This window comes from Nocardia coubleae NBRC 108252, assembly GCF_001612805.1.
Classification (GTDB): domain Bacteria; phylum Actinomycetota; class Actinomycetes; order Mycobacteriales; family Mycobacteriaceae; genus Nocardia; species Nocardia coubleae.
Map to the genome: position 1 here is coordinate 530,521 of NZ_BDBD01000004.1, position 18,068 is coordinate 548,588.

At 68.8% G+C, this 18,068-nt stretch carries 16 protein-coding genes; 2 read left to right on the forward strand and 14 right to left on the reverse strand.

Features of this window, described 5'->3' with window-relative positions; translation table 11 throughout:
* Nucleotides 1-410: 410 nt before the first annotated feature.
* The 3 genes from NCO8_RS04230 to NCO8_RS04240 all read right to left on the reverse strand — a co-directional run bounded on the left by NCO8_RS04230 (nt 411) and on the right by NCO8_RS04240 (nt 4,441).
* Nucleotides 411-2,684: a polyribonucleotide nucleotidyltransferase gene (locus NCO8_RS04230; RefSeq protein WP_067636415.1), complete on the reverse strand. Its 2,274-nt coding sequence runs from the start codon at nt 2,682-2,684 to the stop codon at nt 411-413.
* 392 nt (nt 2,685-3,076) lie between these two features.
* Nucleotides 3,077-3,346, reverse strand: a complete 270-nt coding sequence (gene rpsO, locus NCO8_RS04235; protein ID WP_067492627.1) for a 30S ribosomal protein S15 — start codon at nt 3,344-3,346, stop codon at nt 3,077-3,079.
* 126 nt (nt 3,347-3,472) lie between these two features.
* Entirely contained in the window at nt 3,473-4,441 is a 969-nt protein-coding gene (locus tag NCO8_RS04240; protein WP_067492625.1) for a bifunctional riboflavin kinase/FAD synthetase, read from the reverse strand.
* An 89-nt stretch (nt 4,442-4,530) separates the two neighbouring features.
* On the opposite strand from NCO8_RS04240, the gene NCO8_RS04245 reads away from it, so the two are divergent.
* Nucleotides 4,531-5,259, forward strand: coding sequence for a metal-dependent transcriptional regulator (locus NCO8_RS04245; protein ID WP_067636417.1), 729 nt, complete (start codon nt 4,531-4,533; stop codon nt 5,257-5,259).
* On the opposite strand, the gene NCO8_RS04250 is transcribed toward NCO8_RS04245, so the two are convergent.
* The 4 genes from NCO8_RS04250 to NCO8_RS04265 form a co-directional block, all read right to left on the reverse strand.
* The gene (locus tag NCO8_RS04250) at nt 5,260-6,054 is read right to left on the reverse strand and encodes a hypothetical protein (RefSeq protein WP_067636419.1); all 795 of its coding nucleotides are present in this window, start codon (nt 6,052-6,054) and stop codon (nt 5,260-5,262) included.
* A gap of 95 nt (nt 6,055-6,149) precedes the next feature.
* The gene (gene truB, locus NCO8_RS04255) at nt 6,150-7,076 is read right to left on the reverse strand and encodes a tRNA pseudouridine(55) synthase TruB (protein WP_067636421.1); all 927 of its coding nucleotides are present in this window, start codon (nt 7,074-7,076) and stop codon (nt 6,150-6,152) included.
* Entirely contained in the window at nt 7,076-7,747 is a 672-nt protein-coding gene (gene npt, locus NCO8_RS04260) for a 4'-phosphopantetheinyl transferase Npt (RefSeq protein ID WP_067636722.1), read from the reverse strand. The genes truB and npt overlap by 1 nt, the downstream gene beginning before the upstream one ends.
* Before the next feature lie 158 nt (nt 7,748-7,905).
* Nucleotides 7,906-8,862, reverse strand: coding sequence for a metallophosphoesterase family protein (locus NCO8_RS04265; RefSeq protein ID WP_157104763.1), 957 nt, complete (start codon nt 8,860-8,862; stop codon nt 7,906-7,908).
* A 151-nt stretch (nt 8,863-9,013) separates the two neighbouring features.
* On the opposite strand from NCO8_RS04265, the gene NCO8_RS04270 reads away from it, so the two are divergent.
* Nucleotides 9,014-9,904 carry a TerD family protein gene (locus NCO8_RS04270; RefSeq protein WP_167353240.1) on the forward strand — a complete coding sequence of 297 codons (891 nt, stop codon included), beginning with the start codon at nt 9,014-9,016 and terminating at the stop codon, nt 9,902-9,904.
* 35 nt (nt 9,905-9,939) lie between these two features.
* Here the strand turns inward: NCO8_RS04270 and NCO8_RS04275 are convergent, their stop codons facing one another.
* From NCO8_RS04275 to NCO8_RS30405, 7 genes are all read right to left on the reverse strand, one after another.
* Entirely contained in the window at nt 9,940-11,076 is a 1,137-nt protein-coding gene (locus NCO8_RS04275; RefSeq protein ID WP_167353241.1) for an alpha/beta hydrolase family protein, read from the reverse strand.
* Between the two features lie 138 nt (nt 11,077-11,214).
* Nucleotides 11,215-12,567, reverse strand: a complete 1,353-nt coding sequence (locus NCO8_RS04280) for an MATE family efflux transporter (protein ID WP_174550289.1) — start codon at nt 12,565-12,567, stop codon at nt 11,215-11,217.
* 179 nt (nt 12,568-12,746) lie between these two features.
* Nucleotides 12,747-13,745: a DHH family phosphoesterase gene (locus tag NCO8_RS04285; RefSeq protein ID WP_067636428.1), complete on the reverse strand. Its 999-nt coding sequence runs from the start codon at nt 13,743-13,745 to the stop codon at nt 12,747-12,749.
* A 9-nt stretch (nt 13,746-13,754) separates the two neighbouring features.
* Nucleotides 13,755-14,201: a 30S ribosome-binding factor RbfA gene (rbfA, locus tag NCO8_RS04290; protein WP_067492603.1), complete on the reverse strand. Its 447-nt coding sequence runs from the start codon at nt 14,199-14,201 to the stop codon at nt 13,755-13,757.
* 54 nt (nt 14,202-14,255) lie between these two features.
* Nucleotides 14,256-14,549, reverse strand: coding sequence for a DUF503 domain-containing protein (locus NCO8_RS04295; RefSeq protein ID WP_067492601.1), 294 nt, complete (start codon nt 14,547-14,549; stop codon nt 14,256-14,258).
* An 89-nt stretch (nt 14,550-14,638) separates the two neighbouring features.
* Complete coding sequence (infB, locus tag NCO8_RS04300) at nt 14,639-17,614, reverse strand: translation initiation factor IF-2 (protein WP_067636430.1); 2,976 nt, start codon at nt 17,612-17,614, stop codon at nt 14,639-14,641.
* A 108-nt stretch (nt 17,615-17,722) separates the two neighbouring features.
* Nucleotides 17,723-18,055 (reverse strand): YlxR family protein, encoded by a 333-nt coding sequence (locus NCO8_RS30405; protein WP_084456574.1) that lies wholly within the window; start codon nt 18,053-18,055, stop codon nt 17,723-17,725.
* Nucleotides 18,056-18,068: the final 13 nt, after the last annotated feature.

Genomic DNA, 18,068 nt, shown 5'->3' on the forward strand with positions numbered 1-18,068 from the left:
CACGATCGCGACATTCCAGCTCGTCGCCACACAACCAGCAATGACTCGGTTATCTCCCGACCTCCATCGTCAACCCCGACACCCGACACACGCGCCCGTAGACGACTGAAGCGTATTCGTTTCGATAATAAACCGGACCAGATTCCGTCAAAATCTCGTACTCGGGAGTAATTCACCGGAATGCGGCGGCGCCGGGCAACCCGGCCGCACACGCCGAACCGGCAGCCGACCGCCCGGTGTACCCACGGGCTACGTCACTGCTGCCGCCACAGGTTCGTACTGTGTCAGGACACACTAGGTGAGCCAACGTTGCATCACCGTTGCATCCGAGTGATTCACGCCACTGCACCCCGAACACGACGAAGCCCCCCGCCATCGTGCGCGGCGGGGGGCTTACGCGGTGAGTGGAGTTACTCGGCGGCGGAGTCCTCGGAGTCGGCCGGCTCGGCGGGCGCGGCGGCCTCGTCCTCGACCGGGACCAGCGAGATCTTGCCGCGGTTGTCGATATCGGCGATCTCCACGCGCAGCTTGTCGCCGACGTTGACCACGTCCTCGACCTTGGCCACACGCTTGCCGTTGCCCAGCTTGGAGATGTGCACCAGACCGTCGCGGCCCGGCAGCAGCGAGACGAACGCGCCGAAGGCGGTGGTCTTGACGACCGTGCCCAGGAAGCGCTCGCCCACCTTGGGCAGCTGCGGGTTGGCGATGGCGTTGATCATGTCGATCGCGGCCTGGGCCGACGGCCCGTCGGTCGCACCGACGAACACGGTGCCGTCATCCTCGATGGAGATGTTGGCGCCGGTTTCCTCGGTGATCTGGTTGATCATCTTGCCCTTGGGGCCGATGACCTCACCGATCTTGTCGACCGGGATCTTGATCGCGGTGACGCGCGGGGCGTACGGGCTCATCTCGTCCGGGGTGGCAATGGCCTCGGCCATCACGTCCAGGATGGTGGTACGGGCGTCGTGCGCCTGGTTCAGCGCACCGGCAAGCACCTGCGAGGGGATGCCGTCGAGCTTGGTGTCGAGCTGCAGGGCGGTGACGAAGTCACGGGTACCGGCGACCTTGAAGTCCATGTCGCCGAAGGCATCTTCGGCGCCGAGGATGTCGGTGAGGGCCACGTAGCGGACCTCGTCGACACCCTGGTCGTTGGTGATGGTGTCCGACACCAGGCCCATGGCGATACCCGCGACCGGCGCCTTCAGCGGCACACCGGCGTTGAGCAGCGACAGGGTCGAGGCACACACCGAACCCATCGAGGTGGAGCCGTTGGAGCCCAGCGCCTCCGAGACCTGACGGATGGCGTAGGGGAACTCCTCCTGCGAGGGCAGCACCGGCATCAGCGCGCGCTCGGCCAGGGCGCCGTGGCCGATCTCGCGACGCTTCGGCGAACCGACGCGACCGGTCTCACCGGTGGAGAACGGCGGGAAGTTGTAGTGGTGCATGTAGCGCTTGGAGGTCTCCGGGCCGAGCGAGTCGACCTGCTGAGCCATCTTCACCATGTCGAGGGTGGTGACGCCCATGATCTGGGTCTCGCCACGCTCGAACAGCGCCGAACCGTGGGCGCGCGGGATCACGTCGACCTCGGCGGACAGCTCACGGATGTCGGCCAGGCCGCGACCGTCGATGCGGAAGCCGTCGGTCAGGATGCGCTGGCGGACCAGCTTCTTGGTGACCGAGCGGAACGCGGCACCCAGCTCCTTCTCGCGACCGGCGAAGTCCTCACCGAGACGCGACAGCACCTCGACCTTGATCTCATCGATCTTGGCTTCGCGGGCCTGCTTGTCGGCGATGCTCAGCGCCTGGTTCAGCTCGACCTTCGAGGTGCCCTCGACAGCCTCGAACACGTCGGGGCCGTACGGCGGGAAGAGCGGGAACTCCTGGGTGGGCTTGGCGGCCAGCGCGGCCAGGTCGGCCTGGGCGCGGACCAGGCGCGCGATGAACGGCTTGGCGGCTTCCAGACCCTCGGCGACCACGGCCTCGGTCGGCGCCTGGGCACCGTCGGCGATCAGGTCGATCACCTTGTCGGTGGCCTCGGCCTCGACCATCATGATGGCGACATCACCGGTGTCGGTGACGCGGCCCGCGACGACCATGTCGAACACGGCGCCCTCGAGCTGCTCGACGGTCGGGAACGCCACCCACTGGCCGCTGATCAGGGCCACGCGTACGCCACCGATCGGACCCGAGAACGGGATGCCCGACAGCTGGGTGGACGCCGAGGCGCCGTTGATGGCCAGCACGTCGTAGAGATCCTGGGGGTCGAGGCTCAGCACGGTGACCACGACCTGGATCTCGTTGCGCAGACCGTCGATGAAGGTCGGGCGCAGCGGACGGTCGATCAGGCGGCAGGTCAGGATCGCGTCGGTGGAGGGACGGCCCTCGCGACGGAAGAACGAGCCGGGGATGCGGCCCGCGGCGTACATGCGCTCTTCGACGTCGACCGTCAGCGGGAAGAAGTCGAACTGGTCCTTGGGGTGCTTACCGGCGGTGGTCGCCGACAGCAGCATGGTCTCGTCGTCCAGGTAGGCGACGACGGAGCCTGCGGCCTGCTTGGCCAGACGGCCGGTTTCGAAGCGGATGGTGCGGGTGCCGAAGCTACCGTTGTCGATCAGCGCGACCGATTCGAAAACACCGGGCTCTACCTCGACCGCAGTCGATGCACGTTCAGTTGTCTGCGTCATATTTCTCTCTCGACCTCTCGTCTCGCCGATTCGCGCGGCCGATGCCAGGCGTACTCGCCTGATGGGCGCGAACCAGCTTTTCGTCAGCCGTACCGGACACGGACACGCGACAACCCTCCTGGCTGTCACGCGCAGCACCCGGCCGTATCCCCTTGGAAGCGGCGACGCGGTGGCGGTCATCGATCGAAGCCCGACGGCGGTAGAACATCGCCTGCCGAAAGGCCACTACCGAAGACCGACGCCACGTGGACGGATGCACACGGCTGTCACATGTTGTAGTGCACCCGGAAACCCCATGGTCTCCGAATACACGAATAGCCAACAGAAAGAAGTGTACTTCTTCCTGTTGGCTACTCGCCGACCGCCTCAGCGTGGAGGCGTGTCGTAGCAGATCAGCGGCGCAGGCCGAGACGCTCGATGAGCGAACGGTAGCGGTTGATGTCCTTGGCCTGCAGGTACTTCGACAGGCGACGACGACGACCGATCAGGGCCAGCAGGCCGTGGCGGGTGTGGTGATCGTGCTTGTGCTGCTTGAGGTGCTCGGTCAGGTCCGAGATCCGCTTCGACAGCAGCGCGATCTGCGCCTCCGGCGAACCGGTGTCCTTCTCGTGCAGGCCGTACTCGGCCAGGATGGCCGACTTCTGCTCAGTGGTCAGCGCCATGTGGCTCGACTCCTATTTTTCAGTTCCGCGCTCGAATGTCCGGTCACCCGGGATGGGCGCCACCGCGGACCGCAGCAAACCCGAGGAGCCACCTTACACCGCCGCTGGTGAGCGGTTGAATCCGCCTCAGACCTCGGCGGCGGTGAGCACCTTGCGGGCGGCCTCGACGTCGCGGCCCATGGCCTCGACCAGCTCGTCGACGGACTCGAACTTGCGCATCCCGCGCAATTGTTCGACGAAGTCGACCGCCACGTGCTGGCCGTACAGATCGGCCTCACCGTCGAGGACATAGGCCTCGACCGTGCGCGACCGCCCGGAGAAGGTGGGGTTGGTGCCCACCGAGATCGCCGCCATCGCCCGCTCGCCCGCCTCGACCGTGCCGATCGTCGGACCGGCGCCGAGCACGGTGAACCAGCCCGCGTACACGCCGTCGGCGGGGATCGCGGCGTGCATCGGCGGGGCGACGTTGGCGGTCGGGAAACCGAGTCCACGTCCACGACCGTCGCCGTGCACGACCACGCCCTCCACGCGGTGCGGGCGGCCGAGCGCCTCGGCGGCCGCGGCCATGTCGCCCGCGTCGACGCAGGCGCGGATGTAGGTGGAGGAGAAGGTGACGGCGTGCTCACCGAGCAGGGTCACCCCGTCGACCTCGAAACCGAAACGCGCACCGAGCTCACGCATGGTGTCGACGGTGCCCGCGGCCTTCTTGCCGAAGGTGAAGTTGTCGCCGACCACGACCTCGGTGACGTGCAACCGCTCCACGAGCAGGTCGTGCACGTAACCGGCGGGGGTGAGCTTCATGAATTCCTGGGTGAACGGCATCACGCAGAACACGTCGATGCCGAGTTCCTCGGCCAGTTCCGCCCGCCGGGTGAGGGTGGTGAGCTGGGCCGGATGCGAACCGGGGCGCACCACTTCCATCGGGTGCGGGTCGAACGTCATCAGGACCGCGGGCACGCCACGCTTTTTCGCCGCGGCCACCGCACGGCTGATGAGCTGCGCGTGTCCACGATGTACCCCGTCGAACACGCCGATCGTGAGGACGCAACGTCCCCAGTCCGCGGGCACGTCGTCGAGACTTCGCCATCTCTGCACAGAGCGAAGCCTACGCAAAGCGGTGCGCGAACAGAATTCCGGTGTGATGCGATCGTGGCCGGTTCGCCGATGTGTGATTCGGGCCAGGGATGCCTAACATTGACAACGTGCCAGGTAAACGAGAGGCCGGACTCGAGGTCACCGCTACGATCGCGCCCGAGCTGTCGGCGGTGGCACAGGACTATCTGAAGGTCATCTGGACCGCGCAGGAGTGGTCGCAGGAGAAGGTGTCCACCAAGCTGCTCGCCGAGCGCATCGGCGTGTCGGCCTCGACCGTGTCGGAGGCGGTGCGCAAGCTCGCCGACCAGGGCCTGGTCGAGCACGCCCGCTACGGCGCGATCACGTTGACCGACCACGGCCGTCGCGCCGCCGTGGCCATGGTGCGCCGTCACCGCCTCATCGAGACCTTCCTGGTGAACGAGCTCGGCTACGGCTGGGACGAGGTGCACGACGAGGCCGAGGTCCTCGAGCACGCGGTGTCGGAGCTGCTGGTGTCACGCATCGACGCGAAACTCGGCCACCCCGACCGTGATCCGCACGGCGACCCCATCCCCTCGGTCGACGGCGCCGTCCCCACACCCCCGGCCCGCCGCCTCAGCGACTTCGCCGCGGGCGAATCCGGCCGCGTCGCCCGCATCTCCGACTCCGACCCCGAGATGCTGCGCTACTTCGACTCCGTCGGCATCGCCCTCGACACCCCCATCGAGGTAGCCGAACGCCGCGACTTCGCCGGCACCATCGCCGTCCGCATCGCCACCGCCGACTCCCCCACCGAACTAGGAACCCTTGCGGCCGAAGCCATCTGGCTGACCGCCTGATCAGCAGGTGAAGTAGGGGCGGAGCCGGGCGGGAACGCCGTCGGATTCGGCGGTGGCCCAGCAGGTTTCGTGGGGGAACAGGACGTAGGTGGTCCAGGTGCCGTCGACGCGGCGGATGATGCGCTGGTTGTCGCCGGGGGTGGCGAAGCGGATGACGGCCCAGGTTCCGTCGCAGTCGACGACGGCGGCGTTGTCGAGCATGCCGAGGTCGGCGGAGATGCCGTCGGGGTGGCAGGGGCCCGCGGTGTCCTGGAAGCGCAGCAGGCCGTCGACGGTTGATCCGGCGGTGGTGAGGAAGGCCGAATGCATGCCCTCCGGAACGGGATTCGTCCCGACGGGGGCGGTCATGCCGAAGTAGTAGCAACCGACGGGCACGGTGAAGACGGCGCGGCCGTCGCTGTCGGTCACGGCGTCGAGCCGCTGGGTCTCACTCGTCTCCCCCACCGGGATGTCGTGGGCTGCCGGATCACACGGTTCCTGACGCGAAAGATGCACCGGCACATCAGGAACCGCGACACCCGACACTGTTTCGGTGCGCAGCACGATGGTTCCCGTCGCCGGTGTCGGCGGCGGACTCGGCCGAGCAGCGGTGGTACGCGTGGCGGACATCCCCGTCGTCGCCTCGATCGGCCCCACGGTGATCGCCGCATCGGGCGGCGTCGCCACCGGCGGCTGGGCCAGAGTCGACGGCACGCGCGAAGAATTCACCACCCGAGGCTCGTCGGACGCACATCCGGCAAGCAGGACCACCGCCCCGGCGACAACGCCGATCCAGGCTTTCCGTACCGCACCCATGGTCCACCTCTACGACGCCGTCGGCTATATACCGAGGCTATCGAGCGAGGTCGTCGACCCGTTAGCCGTCGTCCAGAGGCCATGACAGCCGTGAGTCAGTCGCCGATGCCTTGGGGGCGGACGACCATGACCGAGGCGGCGCGTTTGCCGCTCTCCTCGAGGAGGGCGATGGCCCGGCCGGTGGGGTCGATGGCCGCGTAGACGCCCTTGATGCCGACGGGGTCGAGCCAGCGCCCGTTGCGCAGGTCGTTCGCCTGGGCTTCGTCGATGTCGCGGTGCGGGAAGGCGGTGCGGACGGCGGTGTCGATATCGAGGCTGAGCAGCGGTTGCTCGGCCTCGGCCGCGGCGGCCAGTTCGTCCAGGGTGCGGGCGTGTTCGAGGGTGAAGGGGCCGACCCTGGTGCGGCGCAGCGCGGTGAGGTGGCCGCCTACGCCGAGGGCGGCGCCGAGGTCGCGGGCGAGGGCGCGGATGTAGGTGCCCGAAGAGCAGTCGACCTCCACGTCGAGGTCGACGAAGTCGCCGGATTCGCGACGGGCGAGGACGTCGAAGCGGGAGACGGTCACCGGGCGGGCGGCCAGTTGTACGTCTTCGCCGGCCCGTGCCCGGGCGTAGGCGCGTTCGCCGTCGATCTTGATGGCGCTGACGGTCGCCGGCACCTGCTGGATGTCGCCGGTGAGCGCGGCGACCCCCGCGGCGATGTCGGCGTCGGTGACGTGCAGTGCGGGCGTCGTCGCCACCACCTCGCCTTCGGCGTCGTCGGTGATCGTCGACTGACCGAGGCGGATCGTCGCGGTGTACGCCTTGGAGGTGAGGATCAGCTGGCCGAGCAGTTTCGTCGCCCGCTCGACGCCGAGCACCAGCACCCCGGTCGCCATCGGGTCCAGGGTGCCCGCATGGCCGACCTTCTTGGTGCGCAACAGTTTCCGGCTGCGCGCCACCACGTCGTGACTGGTCCAGCCGCCGTCCTTGTCCACGATCACCAACCCGCCGAGCGGGTCGACGGCCGGAGTACGCGCCGCCATCAGCCGTGCGCGATCGCGGTCAGGATCAGCCCGTCGGCGATCATCCAACGTCCGTCGAACGTGGTCAGCGGGATTCCGCCGTCGGTGGTGAGACCGGGGACGAGCAGCTTGGTGTGGAACGTCCCGGTGGCGGAATCGGCTGTGCGGGAATCGATCTCGAAGGTGATGTGGGCGTCCTCGAAACCGAGCCAGCGCAGGGTCAGCGGGAACCAGGCCTTGTAGGTCGCCTCCTTGGCGCAGAACAGCAGCCGGTCCAGGTGCAGCCCGTCGTCGGGTGTGCCCGCGAGCCACTCGCGTTCGGCGGGCAGGCTCACCGAGTCGAGCACACCCTCGGGCAGCGGACCGTGCGGCTCGGCGTCGATACCGACCGAACGGAACCGCAGCGCATGCGCGAGCGCGGCGGCACGGTACCCGTCGCAATGGGTGAGGCTGCCGACGACACCGCGCGGGAACAGCGGCATACCGCGCTCACCTTTGCCGATCGCGACCGGCGGCTCACCGAGTTCCTCGAGCGCCACTCGTGCGCAGTGCCGAGCACCGATGAAATCGCGACGGCGCTTCTCCACCGACTTCGCGATGAGGTGCTCTTCGGCGGGATGCGCCTTCAGGTCCTCCGGGTACGCCAGCAGTTCCGAGGTAGCAACCCCCGACGGCAACAGTTTCTCAAGCACGCCCGCCTCCCCGAGTCTCACGGCCAGACCGGGGTGGTGGACCGGCATGTTCGGCGGCTGGCGGGACGGAGGCGGCGAGTGCGCCCGTACCCGATGAGTTACCCATGTGCATCACCAAATCAGTGGCGGACCTTCTAAGCAAATCCGAACTCCCCGGTTCAGATGCCCCGACGGCGGTCGGCCTTCGCGCGCATCTCTTCGGCTGCCGCTTCCATCTCCGGGGTGACGGTGAAGTGGCCGCCCCAGGCGTTGAGGTCGCCTTCGGCGTAGACCGGTTCGGGCAGGATCTGGCGCAGCAGGGGGTCGGGCATGCCGCGGCGCTTCCATTCGCGCGGGTAGCCGAGGGAGACCTCTTCGAAGCGGACACCGTCGTAATGGGTGGTGCGCGGGATGTGGAGGTGGCCGTACACCGAGCAGACCACGTTGTAGCTGGTGTGCCAGTCGGCGGTGAGGTCGGTGCCGCACCACAGGGAGAACTCGGGGTAGAAGAGGATGTCGGTGGGCTGGCGGACCAGCGGGAAGTGGTTGATCATCACCAGCGGGGTGTCCGGCGCCAGGGCGTCGAGGCGGCGCTGGGTGTACTGGACGCGGGCGTGGCACCAGGCGTCGCGGGTGAGGTACGGGTCCGGATGGAGCAGGAATTCGTCGGTGGCGACCACGTTGCGTTCCCGTGCCACCGCGAGCGCCTCGGCCTTGGTGCTGGTTCCGGCGGGCCGCCACGAGTAGTCGTAGAGCAGGAACATCGGGGCGAGCGTGACGCTGCCGCCGAACTTCTCCGCACCCGGCCCGTTCCACACCGGGAACGGATCCTCCGGGGTGAGGACATCGAGATCACGGCACATCGCCACCAGGTAGTCGTAGCGGGCGGCGCCGTGCATCTGCACCGGGTCCTTCGGCGTGGTCCACAGTTCGTGGTTGCCCGGCACCCAGATCACCTTGGCGAAGCGGGCGCGCAGCAGCTCCAGCGCCCACCGCACCTCCTCGGCCTTCTCCCCCACGTCACCGGCGACGATCAGCCAGTCCTCGGGCGAGTCGGGCCGGATCTGCTCGACGATCGGCTTGTTGCCCTGGTGCCCCACGTGCACATCGCTGACCGCCCACAACTTCGGATTCACCTGTCCACAGTGACACATCGGCCTTCGACCGGCCCATCCCCGTCGGTCACGAGCGTCCGGGTTCTTCGGAACACAGCCTGCCGGCGCCGCGTGCAACGGTTAGGCTTTTCGCACATGGCGTTGTGCCACAAGAGCTTCGGGGGATCTGGTGTTGTTGGCAAAAGGGGGCAACTGTGTGCTGTCCGGCGGGCGTGTCGAGGTCCGGGTCGGTGTGGTCGACGGCCCGCCGCCGCGGGTGCTCGCGGTAGGTCTCGACGCCAACGGTCGCCTGCGCGACGGCCGCGACCTGGTGGTTCCCGGCGCGGACCCGTCTGCCGACGGTGCCGTCGAAGTCACGGAGGGTTCGGTGCGAATCGATCCAGCCCTGGTCGACGCCGGTATCGCGCGGGTCGTCGTGGCCGCGGCCACGGGCAGGCAAGGGTTCGCGGGCAGCGAGGTGCGCAGCGTTGTGAGCGGCGACGGCGAGGAGTTCGTCGCCGTGAGCAGCGGCTTCACGGCCGAGACGCTGATCAGGACGGTGGAGCTCTACCGTCATCAGGGTCGGTGGAAACTTCGTCACCTCGGCGACGGCTATGCCGACGGGATCACCGGGCTCGCGCGCGACATCGGGCTCGAGCTACCACCGACGCCGCAGGCGAATCCGTTGACGCCGGCGCCGCGGGCAGAGCCGATGCCGCCGAGACCGCAGGCCGAGCCGATGCCCCCGATGCCGCCCGTCCCGGCCGCTCGTGCATCGGCCGCCGCCGAGAAATCGACTCCGGCGATGCGGGTGATGGGTTTCGTGATCGGTATCGCGATCATGGTGTTCTTCGGCGGTATCGCCTTCATGAGCCTGAGCGAGGACGATTCCGGCGTCCGCTGCGGCACCGAGGTCATGGACGCCGACGACATCTGCGTCACCAACAACTCGGCCCGCCACAACCGTGACGAACAGGAAGACATCAACGAGCGAGGCGACATATTCGGCTTCCTCTGCTTGGTCCCGCTCGCGCTGGTCGGAGGCGCCATCGCCGTGGGCTCACTGATGAAAGACCCCGACTAGCTCTCGCGGCCCGCCGGTTCACCCGGCGGGGCCGGTCAGGCCAGTAATTCGTCGACGAAGTCGAGCACACGATCACGCGATTCCACGACGATCTCCTCGTGGCCGCCTGGGTACTGGGCGAACTCCACGTCGGTACCCGCCGCCCGCATGCGCGACAGCAGTGCGAGGGTCATCGGCAGCGGGACGACCGTGTCGGTGGCACCGTGCGCGATGAGGATCGGCTGCCGGTAACCGACGGTCGGCACCACCATGTAGTCGCGCAGGGCCGCGCCGATGCCGCCCTCGGTGATCGGCCGGGCCAGCAGCGACCCGAGCGAGGCGGTGCCCGCCGCACGATCGAACTCGCGCACACAGCTGGTCGAGATCGCGTCGACCACCTGGCGGCCTCGCTCGGTGAGCGCGCCGTTCAGGTCGAGGTCCGGGCGGGCGGCGCGCAGCCCGGCGAGCATGCCCGCGAACGGGCCGACCAGCCGGTCGACGACCGGAAGGTTCGGGACGCCGGGGCCCAGCCGGGACAGGATCTCCTCGAAATGGGATTCCGGTGCCAAGGCCACGGTCCCCCGGAAGTCGAGTTCGGGGGCGTAATCGGCGGCGAGGTTGCCGGTGGCCAGCGCGGCGTGTCCGCCCTGGGAACCACCGACCACAGCCCAGCTGCGCGACAGGTCGGGCTCGGCTGCCTGGGCTGCGCGCACCAGGTCGATGGTCGCGGTCGCCTCGGTGCGAGTGTGCAGGTAGGGGTGCACGGTGTCCGCCCCGGCCGAAAGCCCCAGATAGTCGGGAGCGACCACGGCCCAGCCACGGTCGAGGAACGACTGCAGCAGCGAATGCTCGTGCGCCGCCTTGGAAGTGGTGAGCCCACAGTGCGGCGCGAGGCCACTCGTGCCGTGGTCCCAGGCGACGACCGGATATCCACCATCCGGGGCGGGTGTGTCCGGAAGCAACAGCAGCCCTGCCGAATTCGTGGTGCCGCCGGTGACAGCCTCGGTGCTGTATTCGACGATCGAGGCCCGCGACCATTCGCCCCACCCGGCGGGCTGAGCGGTGTGCGATACCAGCCGACCCGGTGTCTCGGGTGCCGCCTGTGCCGTCGCGGGCAGCCCAACGACCACCGCGACCAGTACGAAGACCACCGCGAGGATCACCCGCCCGGTCTTCGAAATCCACTCGTGCACTCCGGTTTCGCCTTCCATGTCTGGTCCAGGTCGTCCACCCGACGGTAGGTCATCGGCGACGAACCGGCACTACCCACATTTCCGCCGACGAACCGAATTCCGCTCGGAACGCCCGACCCGGCTCGACTGATCGGACGGCTAGGCGGCTTCGCGTGGGAGTTCGGCGCCGACCTTGGCCCAGCGTCCGGATCGGGCACGGGCGACGACCGCGAGGAGCCGGGCGAGCATGAAGACGACCAAACCGGTCCAGATTCCCGCGACGCCCCAGTCGAAGACCAGGGACAACCAGATCAGGGGCAGGAATCCGCCGAGGGCCGCCGCCAAGGTGGCGGTGCGCAGGAAGGCCGCGTCGCCCGCACCGAGGAGGACACCGTCGAGACCGAAGACGACGCCCGCGACCGGGATCATGGCGACGAAGAACCACCAGATCACGTGGGTGCGGTCGAGTACTGCCGCGTCGTCGGTGAACAGCAGCGGCAGCACGCCGGCACCGGCGGCGAAGATTCCGGCGAGGACCAGCCCGAATATCCCCGACCAGGTGGTGACGCGCCGGGCGATGCCCTTCGCACCCCGTGCGTTGCCCGCGCCGAGCGCCGCACCGACCAGGGTCTGGGCGGCGATGGCCAGCGAATCCAGCGTCAGTGCGAGGAAATTCCACAGTTGCAGCACCAGTTGGTGGGCGGCGACCGAGGCGGCGCCGAAGCGGGCCGCGACGGCGGCGGCCGAGACGAAACACACCTGGAACGACAGACTGCGCACGATGAGGTCGCGGCCGAGGACCAGTTGGGCGCGCATCACCGACGGGCGTGGTCGCAACGAAACCCGTTCCCGCAGCAAGGCGTAACCGAACAGTGCACCCGACACCGACTGGCCGACGAGGTTGGCCACCGCCGATCCGGCCAGCTCCATCCGTGGCGCGCCGAGTAATCCGTACACCAGAATCGGACACAGCACCGCAGAAAGAGCCAGCCCGGCAACGACATACAACAGGGGACGCCGAACGTCCTGCACCCCACGCATCCACCCGTTGCCCGCCATGGACAGCAGGATCAACGGCACTCCGAAGAGTGCGATCCGCACCCAGGTGAGGGCTTCGTCGGCGATCTCCCCACCGCCGGCGAGCACCGAACACAGTGGGCCCGCGAACAGCTGGATCACCGCGAGGATCACGATGCCGATCCCGAGGCCGACCCAACTGGCCTGCACACCCTCTTCGACCGCCCCCGCGCGGTCGCCCGCACCGTTGCGCCGAGCCGCCCGCGCCGTCGTCCCGTAGGACAGGAACGTCAGCTGCGTGCTCACCGTCCCCAGAATCACCCCGCCGACGGCGAGCCCGGCCAACGCCAGCGCCCCGAGCCGCCCGACCACCGCGATATCGAACAGCAGATACAGGGGTTCCGCGACCAGCACACCGAGCGTCGGCACCGCGATGCCGAGAATCCGCCGGGGCCCGGCGTTCTCGATCATCGCGTCGTCATCGTTGGACACCATCGACCCCACACCGACCTCCCGCCACCCGCATCCGATCCGCCGATACTGGCACAGACCACCGACAAGTCGGCGAGACACCGAGAGCCTGTGGCCACCCCGGCCGCCCCTCGCAGCCACTGGCCGCCTGATCCCGTCATGAAATCGACAGCCTCGACGCCGTGGACCACAACACCGGTGCGTCAGGAAAGCTCGTCCACCAACGCACGCACCACGGACTCGGCGCTCCCATAAGTCGTATACCCGGCCGCGAACCGATGTCCCCCGCCGCCGAACCGGCTCGCGATCGCCGCCACGTCGACACCGTCGGAAACACCGGGGGCCGAGTCGCGCGAACGCAGCGACACCGTCCAGCGGTCGTTCTGCCCGCGCGCCTCCTTGAAGACCACGGCGATCCCCGCTTCGGCGGTCGTGCGGATGACGTCGATGACGCTCTCCACTTCCTCGGGACCCACCTCGTGCGTGTCGGCCGCCCGGACCAGTGCGTACACCAGCCCGACGCCCGCCGCACCGGGCACGACCACCGCCGAGGACAGCACCTTCGACAGCATCGGTAACCATGTGAAGGGGTGGGTATCGAGCAGGGACCGGGTGATTTCGGAACCGTCGATGCCGGTGGCGAGCAGCCGCTCGGCCAACGCGTGGCTGCCCGGCCTGGCCCAGCGGAACGAACCGGTGTCGGTGACCAGACCCGCGAACAGGCAGTGCGCGATGGCGGCGTCGATCGGCACGCCCCACGCGTCGAGCAGCCGGGTGACCAGCTCGGTGGTCGAGGCCGCCGTCTCGTCGATCAGATCCACCGTGCCGAAACCGTCGTTGGCGCGGTGATGGTCGATCACCAGAGTCGTTGCCGCACCGGATAATCGGTCGGCGAGCACACCGAGTCTGCTGCGGGCGCCGCAGTCGACGACTACAAGCAGGTCAACCTCGTGCGGAACCTGCGCGGGCGCGACGAGATGCTGCCCGCCGGGCAGGGTACGCAGCGAGGCGGGCAGCTCGGCCGGTTCGGCGAACGACACGCACACCGGCACGCCGCGGCGGTCGAGAGCCAGCGCCAAGGCCAGCCCGCTGCCGACCGTGTCGGCATCGGGCTGCACATGGCACAGGACGGTCACCGAACGGGCGGCCGCCAGCAACGCGACGGCGGCACCCAGTTCGGTCCCGTCCCGGACACTGGTCACGCGGGTGCCCTACTCGTCCTCGTCGTCGCGTTCGGACTTGTACGGGTCGGCGTCACCGGCGTGCTTGGCGTTGGCGGCCACCTTGGCCACCTCATCATCGATGGCGCGAGCCCTGGCCAGCAGCTCTTCCATCTCGCGCGCCGCGTCGGGCACCTTGTCCAGGCTGAACGACAGGATCGGGGTGAACTTCACACCCGTCCCCGCGCCGACCTTGGACCGCAGTACCCCTTTGGCCGCGTCGAGACCTGCGGCGGCCGCCGCGTAATCGGGTTCGGCGTCGAGCGTCTCGCCCATCACCGTGTAGTAAATCGTCGCCTCGCGCAGATCACCGGTCACCTTGGCGTCGGTGACGGTGACGAACCGCAGCCGCGGATCCTTGATCTCGTACTCGATCGCGGTGGCCACGATCGCGGAAATCCGCTTGGCGAGTCGGCGAGCCCTGGCTTGATCCACCATGGGGACACTCCTCTCATAGGCAGGCACCGGGCTGTGACACCCGGGCCGCGCCTGTCAGTCTTCGGGTCCGAAGATCCGGCGGCGTACTGCCAGCAACTCTATCTCCGGACGCGCGGCAACGTGCCGCTCACATTTGTCGAGCACCTCGTTGAGATGTCCCGTTTCCGCACTGACCATGGCCACCCCGAGCAGCGCACGGCGGTGCAGGTCCTGATCACCGGCCTCGGCGGCATTCACGGCGAAGCGTTTCTGCAGCTCGGCGAGGATCGGCCGGATCACCGACCGCTTCTCCTTGAGCGAATGCACGTCACCGAGCAGTAGATCGAATTCGAGCGCACCGATGTACAGCGGTGCTCACCTCCTGGTAGATGGTTTGCACGCATGACCACACGCCGCACCCGAAAGCTCGGATGCGGCGTGTGGAACGGTGTGCGATATCAGTCGCGCGGCTTCTCGCGCAGCTCGTACGCCTCGATGATGTCGCCGTCCTTGATGTCGCTGTAGGTCACGGTCATACCGCACTCGAAACCTTCGCGCACCTCGGTGGCGTCGTCCTTCTCCCGCTTGAGCGAGGAGATGGTCATCGTCTCGGCGATCACCCGGCCGTCACGGATCAGGCGCGCCTTGGCGTTGCGCTTGACCGAACCGCTGGTGACCATGCAGCCGGCGATGTTGCCGACCTTCGACGAACGGAAGATCGCGCGGATCTCCGCCCGGCCCAGCTCGACCTCTTCGTAGATCGGCTTGAGCATGCCCTTGAGGGCCTTCTCGATCTCGTCGATGGCCTGGTAGATCACCGAGTAGTACCGGATGTCGACGCCCTCGCGGTTGGCCAGCTCGGTGGCCTTGCCCTCCGCACGGACGTTGAAGCCGATGATGATCGCGTTCGAGGCCGACGCCAGGTTGACGTTGGTCTCGGTGACGCCACCGACACCGCGGTCGATGACGCGCAGGCGCACCTCGTCGTCGATCTCGATACCGAGCAGGGCCTCTTCGAGGGCCTCGACGGTACCGGAGTTGTCGCCCTTGAGGATCAGGTTGAGCTCCGAAGTCTCCTTCAGGGCGGCATCCAGATCTTCCAGGCTGATCCGCTTGCGGCTGCGTGCGGCCAGCGCGTTGCGCTTGCGTGCGTTGCGGCGGTCGGCGATCTGGCGGGCGATGCGGTCTTCCTCGACCACGATCAGGTTGTCACCGGCGCCGGGCACCGAGGTGAAACCGATGACCTGCACCGGGCGCGACGGGAGCGCCGCGTGGACGTCCTCGCCGTGCTCGTCGACCATGCGGCGCACGCGACCGTAGGCGTCGCCCGCCACGATCGAGTCGCCGACACGGAGCGTGCCGCGCTGGATGAGCACGGTGGCCACCGGGCCACGGCCGCGGTCGAGGTGCGCCTCGATGGCGACACCCTGGGCGTCCATGTCCGGGTTGGCCCGCAGGTCGAGCGAGGCATCCGCGGTCAGCAGCACCGCTTCGAGCAGCGCGTCGATGTTGGTGCCCTGCTTGGCCGAGATGTCGACGAACATGGTGTCGCCACCGTATTCCTCGGTGACCAGGCCGTATTCGGTCAGCTGCTGCCGGATCTTGTCCGGGTTCGCGCCTTCCTTGTCGATCTTGTTGACCGCCACCACGATCGGCACGTCGGCCGCCTGGGCGTGGTTGATCGCTTCCACCGTCTGCGGCATGACGCCGTCGTCGGCCGCGACCACGAGGATCGCGATGTCGGTGGCCTTCGCACCACGGGCACGCATGGCGGTGAACGCCTCGTGACCCGGGGTGTCGATGAAGGTGATGAGGCGCTCTTCCTCGTTCAGGTTCGTCAGCACCTGGTAGGCACCGATGTGCTGGGTGATGCCACCGGCCTCGCCCTCACGGACGTTGGCCTTACGGATCGTGTCCAGCAGTCGGGTCTTACCGTGGTCGACGTGACCCATCACGGTCACCACCGGCGGACGCTGCTCGAGGTCTTCCTCGGTGCCCGCGTCCTCGCCGTAGGTGAGGTCGAACGACTCGAGGAGCTCGCGGTCCTCGTCCTCGGGGCTGACCACGTGGACGACGTAGTTCATCTCGCTGCCGAGCAGCTCGAGGGTCTCGTCGTTCACCGACTGGGTCGCGGTGACCATCTCGCCGAGGTTGAACAGGGCCTGCACGAGTGCGGCCGGGTTCGCGTCGATCTTCTCGGCGAAGTCCGACAGCGAGGCGCCACGGGCGAGACGGATGATCTCGCCGTTGCCACGGGGCAGACGCACGCCGCCGACGGCGGGAGCCTGCATGTTCTCGTACTCGGCGCGCTTCGCCCGCTTCGACTTGCGGCCACGGCGCACCGCGCCACCGGGACGACCGAAGGCGCCTGCGGCACCACCACGGCCACCGGGACCACCGGGACGACCGCCGCCGCCACCGGGGCGACCACGGAAACCACCGGCCGCGGGTGCACCGGCACCGGGAGCGCCGGGGGCACCGCCACCGCCACCGCGGTAGCCGCCACCGCCGCCACCACCGGGACGGCCTGCGCCGCCACCGGGGGCGCCACCGGGACGACCCGGACGGCCACCGGCCGCGGGGCCGGGACGTGCGGAACGAGCGGGCATGGCGCCGGGGTTCGGACGCGGCGGCATCGAGCCCGGGTTGGGGCGCGGACCACCGGGACGCGGGGCACCGCCCTGCGCGGCGGCCGGACGCGGACCACCCTGACCCTGACCGGGGCGGGGACCGCCCTGACCGGGAGCCGGACGCGGGCCACCCTGACCGGGAGCCGGACGGGGACCGCCCTGACCCGGCGTCGGGCGAGGACCGCCCTGCGGGGCGGGACGCGGCGCCGGACGCTCACGATCGGGAGCGGAGCTGAACGGGTTGTTGCCGACCCGGGGGGTCTTCGGGCCGGGCTTCGGGCCGGGACCGGCCGGACGCGGGGCCTGAGCACCCGGTGCGGGGGTACCCGGACGCGGCTGCTGCGGCGCCTGACCGGCCTGACCCGGACGCGGGGCGCCGGGGGTCGGACGCGGGCCGGGAGCCGGTGCGTTGGCCGGCTTGGCCGGTGCGCTCTGCGCGGCGGCGGGCGTCGGCTTGGCGGCCGGAGCCGGCTTCACCTCGGGCGCCGGAGCCGGAGCGGGTGCGGGAGTCGCGGCGGCGGCGGGCGCCGGAGCCGGACGCGGGCCCGGACGGGGACCACCGGGGGTGGGCTTGGCGGCCGGACGGGCCGCCGACGACGGACCCGGACGGGCCGCCGGCTTCGCGTCGGCCGCCGGAGCGGACTTCGACGCGAGTGATTCGCGCAGACGACGTGCGACGGGTGCTTCCACCGTCGAGGACGCCGACTTCACGAACTCGCCTTGCTCCTTGAGCTTCGCGAGTAGTTCCTTGCTTGTGACACCGAGTTCCTTAGCCAACTCGTGCACGCGGGCCTTGCCTGCCACTGCTCTCCTCACTGAGAGGTCGAGCAGTGACGCCGCCTAGGTAAGGCGGGCCCGCACGACCTCGGGTTATCTCCGATGGACGTTCATCGTTGGTGCTTCACGGTGTGCTCATGAGTGCTCGTGCCTGTTCTCGAGGTACTGCTCCAGGGCTGAGATATCCAGATTTCCGGACACTCGTAGGGCTCTGCCGAATGCTCGGCGCCGCTCTGCGGAACGCAGACAAGCTGAGACGGGGTGCAACCAGGCACCCCGTCCGGGAAGTCTGCGCCGCGGGTCGGGAACGATGACCACGGGGGCGGCGGCAGTAGCACTGCCCGCCTCCCTTGGCTGCGTCACGATCCGCAACAGGTCGGCAGACGGCTCGCGCTGACGGCATCCGATACAGGTTCGAACGGATTGCGCGGGCCGGTCCTTCACCCACTCTACCGGTGACCCGGTCATAACGACGAACCCC